This window comes from Prevotella sp. HMSC073D09 (assembly GCF_001814145.1).
Lineage (GTDB): Bacteria > Bacteroidota > Bacteroidia > Bacteroidales > Bacteroidaceae > Prevotella > Prevotella conceptionensis.
The window spans coordinates 56778-70807 of record NZ_KV815082.1 but is presented as its reverse complement, the minus strand read 5'-3'; the positions used below and the strand labels follow the sequence as shown (position 1 = coordinate 70807).

The window sequence follows — 14030 nt, the reverse complement described above, 5'->3', positions numbered from 1 at the left end:
AGCCTATTAGCCTACTTGTGGTTAAACAGAATTGCATTTGGGAAATTGTTGTTGGAAGCACGCAAGGCGTGTGTTGCCTGGAATGAATAAACCTTTACGCGGAGAAGAGGGAGGATTTTTGCTTGCTTACGATGCGACTGTGGCTTTCCAAATCCAATACTGTATGACTATAACTGGCAAATCCGCAAGCGTTCTAACCCCTTTTATCTTGAATGTTGTAATGTTTTAAGTATGTTTTTTAACATTATGAGTGCCTTTTTCTTCACCAATCGCCCGCTCGGGTGCAAATAATCCATTCTCGCGGAGGTTTGTTTTGCTGCAAAAAGGGCTTGCATGTTAATACCAACAAAATGAATATTTATTTAAATAAACCGCCAATTGCATCCTTTTGGGGGCTATTTGTCACTAAATACACTGCAATTTGCCGCTAAATGCACTGCGTTTTGATGCTAAATGCACTGCGTTTTGGTGCTAAATGCAGGGTAAAATGCGGCAAAACGCAGGGTGAAATGTATATAATTGCACAGCGAACAGGGGCTTAAAGCATTTTAGATTGGTTGAAAAAGGGTGGAAAATAGGGGTAAAAAGCACTTAAAAAGTAGGTTTTTGGGGGTAAAAAGCCGATTTTTGGGTGCTGAAAAAATGCGAATGGGTGACTAACTAGAAGGGTAAAGTGGTGCTAAATGCAGTCGGAATTCTGAAAAACGGATAAAAGCGGTGGTGTGTAAGGTCGAATCTTGTGGCTAATTGCCTGCTTTTAGGCTTATTTTTCGCTAGAAGCACGTGGCAAGAAGGGTATGTTTTGTAAAGGAATATTACTGAATTTAACTAAAAGTAGGTTCGTTAGTTAAAGACAAGAAAAGGATTTCTAATGCGCTGCTTGGGCTTACATGTAGCACGCTCGCTTTCTATAAAGACCGTGGTTGGCTGTTGACACGTTGGTTCTTGCTGTTGGCAGCTTGCTTGTTGTTGTCAGTTTGCTTGTTGTTGGGCAATGGGCAAAAATATGAGGATGTGCCCTCGGTAGTGAGGGCACATCCTCTAAGACTTATTAAAAAATTAGTCTCTAAGACTTATTAAAAAATTAGTCGAGTTGTGCCAGCTTGTTGTCAGAACCAAGCACCTCTTTAATCTTGTGCTTGTAGAGTTCTGTCATCAGGTCGCGAGCAGGACCGCAGTATTTGCGGGGGTCGAACTCGGCAGGCTTTTCTGCAAACACCTTGCGAACGGCAGCGGTGAAAGCCAAGCGCGAGTCTGAGTCGATGTTGATTTTGCAAACGGCACTCTTTGCAGCCTTGCGCAGTTGCTCTTCGGGAATACCTACGGCATCAGGCAACTTACCACCGTATTTGTTAATCATGTCAACGTACTCTTGTGGTACGGAAGACGAGCCGTGAAGTACGATGGGGAAACCAGGAAGTTTCTTCATGATGGCATCGAGAACGTCGAAAGCCAAGGGAGGAGGAACAAGACGGCCAGTCTTCGGGTCGCGGGTGCACTGTTCGGGGGTGAACTTGTATGCGCCATGCGACGTGCCGATAGAGATAGCCAGCGAGTCTACGCCGGTCTTCGTAACGAAGTCGATAACCTCTTCGGGTTTGGTGTAGTGCGATTTCTCTGCCACAACGTCGTCTTCAACGCCAGCAAGAACGCCCAGCTCGCCTTCAACGGTTACGTCGAACTGGTGTGCATAGTCAACAACCTTCTTCGTCAGGGCCACGTTTTCGTCGTAGGGAAGTGACGAACCGTCGATCATCACCGAGGAGAAACCCATGTCGATACAGCTCTTGCAAGTTTCAAAGCTGTCTCCGTGGTCCAGGTGGACAACGATTTCGGGGTGATTTACTCCAAGTTCTTTAGCGTATTCAACAGCGCCCTGTGACATATAACGCAGAAGGGTGGGGTTGGCGTAGTTGCGCGCACCCTTCGATACCTGTAAGATTACGGGTGATTTGAGGTCGGCAGCAGCCTTGATGATGGCCTGCAGCTGCTCCATGTTGTTAAAGTTGAATGCCGGAATTGCGTATCCGCCATTGATGGCCCTTTTAAACATCTCGCGAGTGTTTACTAGACCTAGGGATTTGTAATCTACCATAATTTTAATTATTATAAAGTTGGATGTGATGTCGTTATCTTATTTATACGTATGCAAAATTAATGCTTTAATTTGTCAACACAAAGATTTATAGGTGTTTTTATTGTCCAATTTGGAGGAAAAGTGACATTAATTGATGCTTATCATCCTGTGGCTTACGTTTTGTTAGCTTTGCTTTACATTTTCTTCATTTTGCTTTTAGCCCAACGGGAAGAACAAGGGTAGCAGGAATATCATGACAATGCCGATGATGAGTTGCAAGGGGAAACCCACTTTTACATAGTCCATGAAGGTGTATTGGCCTGCTCGCATAACCAATGCGTTGGGCGGCGTGGAGAACGGCGACATGAAACACATGCTTGCTGCGATGGTTACGGCAAACAGGAAGGCGTAAGGGCTGGCCCCAATCTCCTTTGCGGCTGATAGCGCAATGGGTGCCATCAACACGGCGGTGGCGGTGTTGCTGATGAACATCGTTAGGATGCTGGTGGTGAGGTAGATGCCTGCCAAGAGCACGATGGGACTCATACTGCCCAAGGAGTTTACCAAGGTATGGGATATTTCTGCCGACACACCCGTCTTTTCGAGGGCGGTAGACATCGGCATCATGGCCGCAATAAGTACTACGCTTTCCCAGTTAATGGTTTTGTATGCGGCCTCTACGTTTCGGAAACAGCCCGTGAGAACCATCAGCAGACCCGCAATGATGACGGCCGTTACGGGGGCTATGGGGATGAAGTCGAACATCATCATGGCCACCATCAGCAACATGATGGCGCCGGCGATGGGTGCCTTGTTGGTTAGTATCACCTTTTGGGCCTGTTCTTTGGGCTGACCCAGCACCACCCAATCGTCGTTTTCGTTTGCCAGTTGCCCGATATTGGTCCACGAACCCTGAACCAATAGCACGTCGCCTGCATGTAGGCGTTCTTCGGAAAGGTCGTTAAGGATGTAGTCGTGGCTACGTCTGATGCCCAGGACATTAATGTTGAAGTGTTCGCGAAGGCCCGAATTTTTAAGTTTCGTGCCGTTAAGTTGCGACGTGGGCATAAGTACCAGCTCGGCAATTCCCAGGTCGTAGAAGTCGATACCCGTGTTGTCCAGTTGCTCGAGTTTCATTTCTGCGGCGAAGAAGTCCATGTGTTCGTTGTCGCCTGTTATGTAAATAACGTCTTCGGTTTGCAAGATGCTGTCGGGCATGGGCATGCTTTGCTTCACGTTACGTATGAAACGCCCGCTGCGTGCAGCCTTTCTTCTGATTTCCATCACGCTGAGTCCATAGCGGTTGCGGAGGTCTAGCTCGGCTAGTGTTTGTCCGGCGATGGGCGATTCGTGGGTGATGTGGTATCGGCGAAGTTGATGTTGCAGGTTGTATTCTTCAACCAGCTGGTCGAGTGTTTTTCCAACGTTGGCCGCGTCGCGGCCTTTCTGCTTGCGTTTGCCAAGGAACATGCGCGAGAGCGGCAGCATCAGGGCCACGCCCAAAAGCACAATGACGATGCCCACGGGGGTGAACGAGAAGAAGGTTAGCGGCTGTTGGCCTGCTTTGGTTAGCACATCTTGTATCACAAGGTTAGGGGGCGTACCGATAAGCGTGAGCATTCCGCCCATGCTGCTGGCGAAGGCAAGGGGCATGAGCATGCGGCCGGGGTGTGTTCCCTTTTGTGTGGCCATGCTTACAACGACGGGCATCATGAGGGCTATCGTGCCGGTGTTGCTGACAAAGCCGCCAATAACTGCCGTTGTGAACATAACGAGGAGGAACATGAAGGTTTCGTTGCCGCCTGCTAGTTTCATCAGGCGTTGGCTAATGGCCTTGGCCAATCCTGTTTGGAAGATGGCACCGCCCACAACAAATAGGCCTACCATCATGATGACTACGTTAGACGAGAACCCCGCCAACGCTTCGGTCGGGGTTAGAATGCCAAAGATAAGAAGGGCAGCCATGGCGCACACTGCCACTACATCCGAACGGAGGCGGCCGATGATGAACATGGTTACCGAAACGGCAAGAATAACTAATGTTGTGATCATGTCTTGAACGATTGTTTTGTGTTTTGCTGGCCGTGTTTTTAAAACTCTCTGTGGCCTGCGTTGTTGGTGAATAGGGATGTAAAGTTACAAATAAAATCCCGAACAAAAGGCTATTGGCAATTATATTATGTTCTTTTATGGATTGGGTGCGGGCGTGGGTGGAGCTTTTGGTTGTTTTGGGTTTCGTGGTTGTTCTAGATTTCGTAGTTATCCTAGTTTTTTAGTTGTTCTAGGCATCTTAGATAGCCTATAACAACTAGTAGCCTTAGCCTTTGCTGGCCATTTTCCACGCGTAAGCCAGCACAACAGCAAACCCTGCGAGCGGTAAAACGAAAGGCAAGACGGGGTTGCCGCCATCGGCTATCATCCCCATAAGCAAGAAACCGCAACCGCCAACGGGCGTCATCATCAAGATAGACGATGCACTTTTGGTTAGTTGGCCTAATCCTGTAAGTGCCAAAGAGAAGATGGTGGGGAACATGATGGCCTCGAAAAAGTAGTTGGCCAGCAAGCCAACGAGCGACAATGTGCCGAGGTTGAGCAACACTAAGCACATGCTGCACACACAACCAATGGCACAAGCCAACAACACAAGCTGCGCCCGAACTCGCCGCATCACCCAACTACCGCCAAACCTACCTATCATAAAGAAGGCTAATGCCGCGGTAAGCACCATCGATGCGGTTTTGTCGCTCATCCATCCTTGCCCTGTGACAAAGTTGATGAAGTAGCTATTGATGGATATTTCGGCCACTTCGTAGGCCAAAAGTGCGGCCAAACCCAATACGAACATGGGGCGTTGAAACAGTGCGGCAATGTTTTTCAGACCGCTGCCGCCCGTGTTTTCGTCGTTGGTGGTTTGTATTTCGGGCAATTGTACGCGCGAAAAAACTAGCGCAATGGCCAAAACCACAATGCCTAACACCACGTATGGGATGGCTACATTGCCGCCTTCGCTGTCGTTTCGGAAAAGAAACAACCCCACGCTAAACGTTGCGAAGATGCTGCCCAGACCGTTAAACGATTGCGAAAGGTTTAGTCGGCTAGTGCCTGTCTGGGGTGGACCCAACTCTGTTACATAGGGATTGGCGGCCGTTTCGAGGAAAGTTAGTCCGCAACCGATGGTGAACAGCGCGGCCAAGAACACTTCGAAAGTTCCGATTTGGGCCCCCGGAACAAAGAGAAAGGCACCCAAAGCGAAGAGCGAAAGCCCGAATACCACGCCGCGACGATAGCCAAAGCGGTTGATGAACAGCCCGGCGGGGATGGCCATGATGAAGTAGCCCAGGTAAGTGGTTACTTGGATGAGGGCCGACTGTGCTATGGATATGTGCAGCTCGTTTTGAAAATGCTTGTTCAGCACGTCGAGGATGGCGCGGGCAAAGCCCCATAAGAAGAAAAGCGTGGTAATGAGTACGAAAGGCAGAAGAAATCTGCGCTCTGTAAGAGAAGCTTGTTTTCTGTTCATTTTGATATGTTGATGCAGGGAACAAGTTGTTACCCCTTTGTTTCGTTGGCGTAGACTAGGCGCGCTAATCAAATTGGTACAAAAGTAATAAAAATTCGTGACATTCTCGCAAAAGCAATCGTTTAATTGTAAGTAAAGCGGCTGTGCTGTGTTGCGGAAGCGGTTGGTTTGAGGCAGTCAATGTGGTAAATTGACCATAAAATCTTTTGAATTAGGCAATAAAAGGGCGATTATACGTGTGGCTTGTTCGGTTTATGGCATGAAAAAAGGGCTCCGCTGAGCCCCAACCTTTTGTTAACCTTAAATCTAATACTATGAAAAACACATTACAAAGTTAATTCTTTATTATTTACTTTGCAAACGTTTGCCAGTATTTGTGCCCCTTTTTAGGGTTTGTTATGTTAACGGTTGGGAGCTTTAATACAAATTAAGCATTCGCACCGCTCTGCTTTGGACAACGATATTGCGTGGGCTTGCAGCGCAGTTGTGCGCTTAGGCCTTTGTGTTTAGAGGAGAATTTCAGGGCTTTATCCGTGCTTTCTAAGTGCTCATCACGCCCAATACGCATGGCATTCGCCCCTCCCCAAGGGGAGGAGAGAGGGGGCTTACGCTTTCAATATCTTCTTTAATAAGAAGGTTGCGTTCTGGTTTTGAGCCACGCCGCGCGTAATGCGATACGAGTAAGTTACGTCGTTTCCGAGTTCAATTTCAAAGCAATAGTTGGCAAAACGACTTGGGTTTTCGTCTTCTAGCTTAGAAAGTTCAAGGTCGTGAGTGGCCACAATGCCGCTAGCAGGCAGCTGCGACATGGTTTGTAGAAACAGACGCGAGCCGTTGAGCTTGTCTAACGAGTTCGTTCCCTTCAATATTTCGTCGAGAATGATGAAGGTGTTGGGGTGATTGTGGCAGTAGCCGATGAGTTGTTCGAGCCGAAGTAGTTCGGCATTGAAGTAAGATATGCCGTGCGTAAGGTCGTCGGTGGTGCGCATGCTGCTGAAAAGCCAAAAGCACGACACCCTCATCTCGCCGGCAAACACAGGCAATCCGGCCATAGCCAGCACGTAGTTCACGCCCACACACCTGAGAAACGTGCTTTTGCCTGCCATGTTTGCACCCGTAACAATGTGGTATTGGCCTTGTTCGATGTGCAAGTCGTTGCCTACGGCCTTTGTCCCTAAGAATGGGTGGCGAAGGTTTGTGGCTTGATAAACGATGTTTGGTGCGTCTTCGATTTGTGGCTGAACGGTTTCGGGATGATTATATCTGAAAGTGGCCAAAGATACGAGTGCATCTGCCTTACTTAGGCAGTCTACCCACTGCTCGAAATGTTTGAGGTGACTGTCTTGCCATTTTAAAAACTTGCGTACAAGAAAGAAATCGCTTAGAAAGAGGGCGTTGGCGAACATCAAACCCAAAACATTGCTGCGGCGGTCTAGGCTAGCCACCGTTTGTTGCAGTTGTTTGAAGGCGTGCAATGCACCTTCCAGTTCGGTTTTCAGTTGCTTGTTCAATGCGGCTTGCATGTCTTCGGTGGTGATAAGACTTAGCAATTGCACGCAGGCCGTTAGCTCGGCGTGCAGTCGGTTGGCCGTTTTGCTCACCATGCGCAGCGGCTTGGTGCATATCAACATCACCACAAAGAAGTTGATAATGCCCCACCAAACGGGCAAATTGGCACTAAGCGGCGTAAAGACGGCAAGAAACAAGGTGGCGAAAAAGCCCACAATGGAGGCGCAGGCTATGGCGAGGGGTAGGCGGGCGGCGGCAAAACGGGGGATGGAGACCTTTGCGGCGGCTTGCATTGTTTGTGTAAGGCGTGTGCTGTCTATGCTGCCTGCCTTGCCTTTTCCTTGGGCAATAAACTTCATTCGCCACGTTTGTTTGGCGGCCAACTCGTCTATGGCCTCGCGTTTTTGTTCCACTTCGGCCTTGGCCTGTGGCGTATGGCCGGGCAATTGGGTGAGCGCGGCGGCCAACGACCTACTTCCGCCTGTTGAAACTGTGCGGTTGAGCCGATGAAAAAGCGAAGACGTGCCGAATATGTCGAGGTCGAGGGCAAATGGATGGTGGGTATCGGCGTGGCATGCACCATCGCCGAAGGGGGTAAAATCGCCTTCTAGGTAGCGCGCCTCGTCTTCATAGGCTTGCCTTAGCTGGTCGACAGCAGTTATTCGGGCCTCGTTTTGCACGTCAAAGCGCCTGATAACAACATATAAGGCTAGGCAAACGGCGGCCAGCCACAGTGTCCACGTGGCATTGTGGAGGGTGGTGGCCAAGACAACAAAGCCTAACATGGCAACGAACGAGACGATTTCGCCGGCCACGAAGTAGAGGTTGCGGCGCTTTAAACGAACGAGAAGGGCCGCCAGCAATGAACTTTCGGCAAGATATGCAGTTTTTAGGGAGGTTGTTTTCATAAGTGGAAAGGTCTTTTTAAAGTTTATTTTGGTGTGGAATGGATGGGGTTTCTGGTTCTTTTAGAAGCTTTTGTTAGCCTAAGTAGCCCTAGTTGCCTTAGAATTTCTAAGCTAGCTAGGGTTGCTTAGGCCGTAGAGCATGTCCTTGGAAAACTGGGAATGTAAGCCCACAACAAAGGCGGAACACAACGTGTAGTTGCCTTTCATTCCTCCATCCAATAGTCTACGTCGGGGTTTATCTCGCGAGCCACCTCGCCTTCTCTGCGTTCATCGTAGTCGAGCAGGCCGTAACGGTCTACCGAATACACCTTACGTTCGTAGTTAGCCACGAGCGTTTGCAAGAAGTTGAGGGCGTTAAGGCTAATCGTATCGATGAATGCGAACTCGTCAAGAAAGCTTATTGCCACTTCGTCTGTTTCTCTATTGACGGCATAATAGCCTTTGTCGTCATCGAACAAAAGCGGTAGCCACTGTTCGCCATGCACCAATTTGAAGGCCTCGTAGGCGGCGGGCCACTCGCGCAAGTGGGGCAGACGAAAACCTGGAATAAAGTCGATGAGGCCTTCGCGCTTGCATTGCCGAGGCGTACCTGACACCTTATTATATATATACACAAGCAAAGGAGCCAATGGCGTGCCTGCCGCTAGTTCCAATTGCTGGGTGGAATCGGGCTCAGGATGCCCAAGGCTCTCGATATATCCAGGGCGTTTAACCTCCGACAGTTGCAGATAGCGGTCGAAAAGCAGTTCTATGTTCATCGTATTTTTATTGTACGTTTGTTGTTTCTTGTTTGCTGCTTGCTTGTGCTATGGGCAGCCTAGCCGACTTGTCAATGCGCACAACACCGCTTGCATGCACCAACGTGTGTTGGTGTAGGGTTTTGGCAGCGTGGTTGAAAACCAGTGCGGGGTCTATGCGCTTGCCTTTAAACGACACCTCGAAGTGCAGGTGCTCGGTGGTGGCACGACCCGTACGGCCCGTCAGTCCGATAACGTCGCCGGCCTTAACGGCCTGTCCCACCTTCACGAAGTTGCGCGATTGGTGGCTGTAAAGCGTTTCTAGGCCGTTGTCGTGACGTATGACGATGCAGTTGCCATAACCGAAATATGGCCCCGAACGAACCACAATGCCACTGAAAGCGGCCAATATCTTATCGTTAGGGCGGGTCTTGATGTCTACGCCCGAGTGCCTTCTGCGCCCTCCGTAGGGACTAATTACATGGCTGCCAGGCAGTGGGTAGGCCCATTCGTTGGGCGAAAACTGCGACAAGAAAAGCTTGTTGCTTACACTGCCCCTCACGTCTTTCTGCGGCTTAAGCAGCGTTTTGTTGGCGGCTTTCTGCTCTTCGGCCAGCAGTTTTTGTTCTTCTTTCAGCCGTTTGGCCTCTTCGCGTTTAGCCTTCTCTTCCTCTTTGGCCGTCTTTTTGGCCTCGGCTTTCCCCTTTTTGTCGGCTAAAGGCTTTTCTTCTATGTCCTTTTCTGTGGCCTGCCTAACGGTTACGCGTTGTCCGTTTTTCTCAAATCGCATCACCCCCTTGTTCAGTTTATGACTTTTGGGGTCGACGATGGTTTGCGGATTGATGCGTCCGCCGTTCACCATCGTTAGGAAAAGGCAACGCCCCTTGCCGTCTTTCTTGCCCACGATGGCAATAGATTGGCCGGCCTCTACCGCTTGGTTGGGTTTTACTAAGTTCTGTGCGTTGTGCGCATACACGGTTTCCAGACCGTTGTCGTGGCGTATCACCACCACGTTTCCCCACTGTTTGTTCTTTCTTGCCAGCCTAACTCTTCCGGGCATCATGGCCTTAACCACATCGCCACGCTTGGTTGTAATCTCCAATGCGTTGTTTTTGGCCACCTTGGCCTTGCCCACAGGCAGCGGGAAGGCATAGTTTTTGTGCGCAATGGCGTTGAGGTCGATAAAGAAAACGTTGCCTTTATCGAACAAGCCAGGCGTGGCAATGCTAATTTGTTGGGTCTCGGCAGGCGTGAAATGGTCCTCAGCGGGCTTGCCCGAACTGAAGAACAGAACGAGGAGTAATGCAAAAAGCTGTTTCATACGTGTAACATAGATGTGCTGACAGGCGCAAGCCAATGCCGCCACGCAAAGTGGCAACCAGCCATTTGGCCATGTTCAGCGGATGGTAACGCCCGTAAAAATGCGGCCAGAGTTTATGCCTAGCCTTCGGGCTGAAAAGAAATCGTTGCAGCGGTTGTAGGTGCAGATGTCCGTTGCGTGTATGTTTTCGGCTTTAACGCCTAACTCTTGCAGTTGCAATTGGTTGCAAAGGGGTAGATTGATGTGCCATTTGTTGTGCCGTTGCGCAATATCGTTCATTGGGAAAGCGGCTTTGGCAAAGGCTTCGTACACTTCGTCGCCCACTTCAAAGTGTTGTAGCGAGATGCCAGGCGCAATAACAGCGCGTAAGCTTTGCGGGTTGGTGTCGAAAGCTGCGCGCATTTGGATGATGGCGTTTTGTGCGATGCGTTTCACCGTTCCGCGCCACCCTGCATGTATGGCGGCCGTGGCTCGATGTTCGGCATCGTAGAGAAGGATGGGGATGCAGTCGGCCGTAGACACGCCAATGCAAACGCCAGGCACGTTGGTAATGAGTGCGTCAACGCCTTCCAGAACCATTTGGCGCACGTTCTGCGGCATCGAAAGCAGCTCGCTGCCCACCTGCCGCACGGTTGTTTCGTGGGTTTGGTGGGGCATAACGAGGTTAGAAGGGGCGATGCCCAGCACGCGGCACAGGCTATGGAGGTTTTGCGCCACGTGTTCGGGGGCATCGCCACAATAGGGATTGATGTTAAATTGGGCGTAAGCGCCTTGGCTTGCGCCATCGGTACGCATGGTACTGAAAGCGTGAATGCCGTGGCCAAGGGTATATTCCAGCAGTTTAGGCATCATTTTCGTCTTCGTATTCAAAGTCGTCAAGGTCTTCGATGTCGGCGTCGATGTACTCCACGTCGATGTCTTCGCCCTCGTCGGCCAGTTCTTGTGCAAATATTCTGATGTCTTTGTCGCGGTGAACGAGGGTGTCTTCGGCCATGATGCTTTGCAGTTTGTTGCTCTCGCTGTTCAGTTCGCGCCAAAGGATGTCTTTTAGCTCAGGCAGTCCTTGCCCCGTAACAGCCGAGATAAACACCACGGGTAGGTCGGTGGGCAACGTCTCGCGCAACATCTCAATCAGTTCGTCGTCCAGCAAGTCGCATTTGGTTATGGCCAATACGCGGTGCTTGTCGTTCAGTTCGGGGTTGAAGTTGTTCAGCTCGTTGAGCAGCACCTCGTACTCTTTCTTAATGTCGTCGGTATCGCCAGGCACCATGAAGAGCAAAAGCGAGTTGCGCTCGATATGCCGAAGAAAGCGCAGCCCCAAGCCTTTACCTTCGCTTGCTCCCTCGATGATGCCGGGGATATCGGCCATCACAAACGACTTGTGGTCGTGATAAGCCACGATGCCCAGCGATGGTTCGAGGGTGGTGAAGGGGTAGTTGGCAATCTTAGGACGTGCCGAAGAGAGCGACGAGAGCAGCGTTGACTTGCCTGCATTGGGGAAACCCACCAGTCCGACGTCGGCCAAAAGCTTCAATTCCAGTATGATGGTCATTTCCTCCATCGGCTCGCCGGGCTGCGCATAGCGTGGCGTTTGGTTGGTGGCAGTGCGGAATTGGAAGTTACCCAGTCCGCCTCGACCCCCTTTTAGCAGCATCACCACCTGCCCGTCGTGCATAACATCGCAGACATACTTGCCTGTTTCGGCGTTGTACACCACCGTTCCGCAAGGCACATCAATATAAACGTCCTTGCCGTCTGTGCCGTGGCATTTGTCTCTTCCGCCGTTTCCGCCATGCTCGGCGAACACGTGCCGTTGGAATTTAAGGTGCAACAGCGTCCAATAGTTGTGGTTTCCGCGCAGGTAGATGTTGCCGCCGCGGCCGCCGTCGCCCCCATCGGGACCGCCGTTAGGGTTGTATTTCACGTGTCGGAGGTGCATAGAACCCCTCCCGCCCTTACCAGAGCGGCAGTAAATCTTTACGTAGTCTACGAAGTTTGATTCGGGCATGAGCAGTTTAGATGTTGTCAATCACAGCGCACACGTCGGCAAAGATGCGTTCCAGTTCGCCCAATCCGTCGATGTGGTTGTGGATGTTTTCTGTTTTATACCATTCGATGAGCGGTGCCGTTTGGCTGTGATACACGCCCAGTCGTTTTTTAATTGTTTCTTCGTTGTCGTCTGTGCGCCCGCTTTGTTGTCCGCGCAGCACCAGTCGTTTCATCAGTTCGTCTTCGGGAACGTCTAGTTCAATCATGGCAGCCACCTTGTGCCCGCGTTTGTCGAGCATCTTTTTAAGTGCCTCGGCTTGCGGAATGGTACGTGGAAAACCGTCGAAGATAACGCCTTTATGTTCTTTTCCAAAGCTGTCGTACACGCTAGCTAGGATGTCAATCATCAGTTCGTCGGGTATCAGTTGCCCGTTGTCGATATATTCCTTGGCCGTTTTGCCCAATGGCGTGCCGTTCTTTATCTCGTTGCGCAGGACGTCGCCCGTTGAGATATGTTCGAGACCGTACTTGGCAATCATCTTGTCGCTTTGTGTGCCTTTGCCCGAACCGGGTGCACCGAAGATAACGATATTCTTCATTTCGTTGTGTTTATAGTGAAAAAAATTATTATGTGATTGTCTACCTTTAAAGACATTGGGGCGAGGTTTCTTACTCTTCCACCACGGTATAAATGTCTCTTAGGTTGCGCCCTTGCTGGTTATAGTCCAAGCCATAGCCCACGATAAAGTCGTTTGGTATTTCGAAGGCAGCGTATTCCACATCGAGTGGAACGGTAAGGCGGTCGGGTTTAACCAGCAATGTGCAGATGTGTATCGACTTGGGCGAGCGCGTTCCCAGCGATTCAATCATACGCTTGATTGTCAATCCCGACTCAACGATGTCTTCAACGATGATAACCGTTCGTCCGGCAAGGTCTTCGTTGATGCCAATCACCTCTTTAATTTTTCCCGTAGATGTAGTGCCTTGGTAGGATGCCAGCTTAACGAAGGATATTTCGCAGGGTATGGTGAGCATGCGCATGAGGTCGGCGGCAAACATAAACGAGCCATTTAGTACGGCCAAAAGCAGCGGGTTCTTATCGGCCATGTCTTTGTTTATCCTGTCTGCAACGGCTTTAACGTGTTCTTGTATTTGGGTTTCCGTGATGGAGGTCTCGAAAACCTTATCTATCAATTTAATTCGAGCCATATAATCTTTTTGCTATTAAGCTGCAAAAATACGAAAAAAAAGTGGAACACGGGGACTCAACTAACGTTATTTAGGTTTTTATGGGGCAGATGACGGCGTTTAAAGGTGAAAGGGGACGTTTAAAGGTGAAAAGGTGAAAAGGTGAAAAGGTGAAAAAATGGCTACGCCCACAAACTTATCAACTCATCAAATTCATCAGCTTGCCAATTCATCAGCTTGCCAACTCATCAGCTTGCCAACTCATCAACTCAACAACTCAACAACCCATCAACCCATCAACTCATCAACTTAACAATTTATCAGCTTACCAACCCACAAACTTAACAACTCACCAACTCATCAGCTCATCAACTCACCAACTCAAAAGCTTAAATTCTTATCTATTATTTTACAAATGCACTCTGGGTTTTACTCCTTTCTAGCGAAAATGTAGGCCGAAAAGTAGGTAAATAACTACTGTTTTTGGCTTTTTGCTCCTTCCGTCTTGCCTATATTTAAGAAAAGGACCTGCATTTTGCACCATTTAGCCTTTCTAGTTTGGTTGTCAACTCGTAATTTTCCAAGTCCAATTTCGCCCTTTTAACCCCTAAAATCGCCCTTTTTAATGGCTGTTTTGCCCTTTTCGGGCATGTGTTTCATGCCTCGGAGGGGTTATGTTTATACAATAGTGGTGTATTTATATGCTTTTCGCCTTGCATTTAGCACCATTTTGAGCCGCATTTTGCGCCATTTTACCTTGCGTTTAGCATCAAAACGCACT

General features: G+C 49.6%; 10 protein-coding genes. All 10 read right to left on the bottom strand.

Going from position 1 to position 14030, the window contains the following annotated elements; translation table 11 throughout:
• Positions 1-1084: 1084 nt before the first annotated feature.
• A complete protein-coding gene (locus HMPREF2955_RS06760; RefSeq protein ID WP_009231726.1) occupies positions 1085-2095 on the bottom strand; it encodes a class II fructose-bisphosphate aldolase in 1011 nt (336 codons plus the stop codon).
• 198 nt (positions 2096-2293) lie between these two features.
• Positions 2294-4129: an SLC13 family permease gene (locus tag HMPREF2955_RS06755; protein ID WP_009231727.1), complete on the bottom strand. Its 1836-nt coding sequence runs from the start codon at positions 4127-4129 to the stop codon at positions 2294-2296.
• 265 nt (positions 4130-4394) lie between these two features.
• Positions 4395-5597, bottom strand: a complete 1203-nt coding sequence (locus HMPREF2955_RS06750) for a sugar MFS transporter (protein ID WP_070722076.1) — start codon at positions 5595-5597, stop codon at positions 4395-4397.
• 605 nt (positions 5598-6202) lie between these two features.
• Positions 6203-8014 (bottom strand): MutS-related protein, encoded by a 1812-nt coding sequence (locus HMPREF2955_RS06745; protein ID WP_070722075.1) that lies wholly within the window; start codon positions 8012-8014, stop codon positions 6203-6205.
• Between the two features lie 203 nt (positions 8015-8217).
• Positions 8218-8772, bottom strand: a complete 555-nt coding sequence (locus tag HMPREF2955_RS06740; RefSeq protein ID WP_070722073.1) for a hypothetical protein — start codon at positions 8770-8772, stop codon at positions 8218-8220.
• A 7-nt stretch (positions 8773-8779) separates the two neighbouring features.
• Positions 8780-10072, bottom strand: coding sequence for a M23 family metallopeptidase (locus HMPREF2955_RS06735; protein ID WP_070722071.1), 1293 nt, complete (start codon positions 10070-10072; stop codon positions 8780-8782).
• Between the two features lie 75 nt (positions 10073-10147).
• On the bottom strand, positions 10148-10921 hold the full coding sequence (gene pgeF / locus HMPREF2955_RS06730; RefSeq protein WP_083317650.1) for a peptidoglycan editing factor PgeF: 774 nt from the start codon (positions 10919-10921) through the stop codon (positions 10148-10150).
• A complete protein-coding gene (gene obgE, locus HMPREF2955_RS06725; protein WP_070722111.1) occupies positions 10914-12080 on the bottom strand; it encodes a GTPase ObgE in 1167 nt (388 codons plus the stop codon). The genes pgeF and obgE overlap by 8 nt, the downstream gene beginning before the upstream one ends.
• 7 nt (positions 12081-12087) lie before the next feature.
• Positions 12088-12660 (bottom strand): adenylate kinase, encoded by a 573-nt coding sequence (locus HMPREF2955_RS06720; protein WP_070722068.1) that lies wholly within the window; start codon positions 12658-12660, stop codon positions 12088-12090.
• A 70-nt stretch (positions 12661-12730) separates the two neighbouring features.
• The gene (hpt, locus tag HMPREF2955_RS06715; RefSeq protein ID WP_019187435.1) at positions 12731-13270 is read right to left on the bottom strand and encodes a hypoxanthine phosphoribosyltransferase; all 540 of its coding nucleotides are present in this window, start codon (positions 13268-13270) and stop codon (positions 12731-12733) included.
• Positions 13271-14030: the final 760 nt, after the last annotated feature.

Excerpts from the sequence above, each read along its gene's own strand:
- HMPREF2955_RS06740 (WP_070722073.1), bottom strand. The coding sequence starts at position 8,772 with ATGAACATAGAACTGCTTTTCGACCGCTATCTGCAACTGTCGGAGGTT.
- HMPREF2955_RS06720 (WP_070722068.1), bottom strand. The coding sequence starts at position 12,660 with ATGAAGAATATCGTTATCTTCGGTGCACCCGGTTCGGGCAAAGGCACA.
- obgE (WP_070722111.1), bottom strand. The coding sequence starts at position 12,080 with ATGCCCGAATCAAACTTCGTAGACTACGTAAAGATTTACTGCCGCTCT.
- HMPREF2955_RS06735 (WP_070722071.1), bottom strand. The coding sequence starts at position 10,072 with ATGAAACAGCTTTTTGCATTACTCCTCGTTCTGTTCTTCAGTTCGGGC.
- HMPREF2955_RS06755 (WP_009231727.1), bottom strand. The coding sequence starts at position 4,129 with ATGATCACAACATTAGTTATTCTTGCCGTTTCGGTAACCATGTTCATC.
- HMPREF2955_RS06750 (WP_070722076.1), bottom strand. The coding sequence starts at position 5,597 with ATGAACAGAAAACAAGCTTCTCTTACAGAGCGCAGATTTCTTCTGCCT.
- HMPREF2955_RS06745 (WP_070722075.1), bottom strand. The coding sequence starts at position 8,014 with ATGAAAACAACCTCCCTAAAAACTGCATATCTTGCCGAAAGTTCATTG.
- hpt (WP_019187435.1), bottom strand. The coding sequence starts at position 13,270 with ATGGCTCGAATTAAATTGATAGATAAGGTTTTCGAGACCTCCATCACG.
- HMPREF2955_RS06760 (WP_009231726.1), bottom strand. The coding sequence starts at position 2,095 with ATGGTAGATTACAAATCCCTAGGTCTAGTAAACACTCGCGAGATGTTT.
- pgeF (WP_083317650.1), bottom strand. The coding sequence starts at position 10,921 with ATGCCTAAACTGCTGGAATATACCCTTGGCCACGGCATTCACGCTTTC.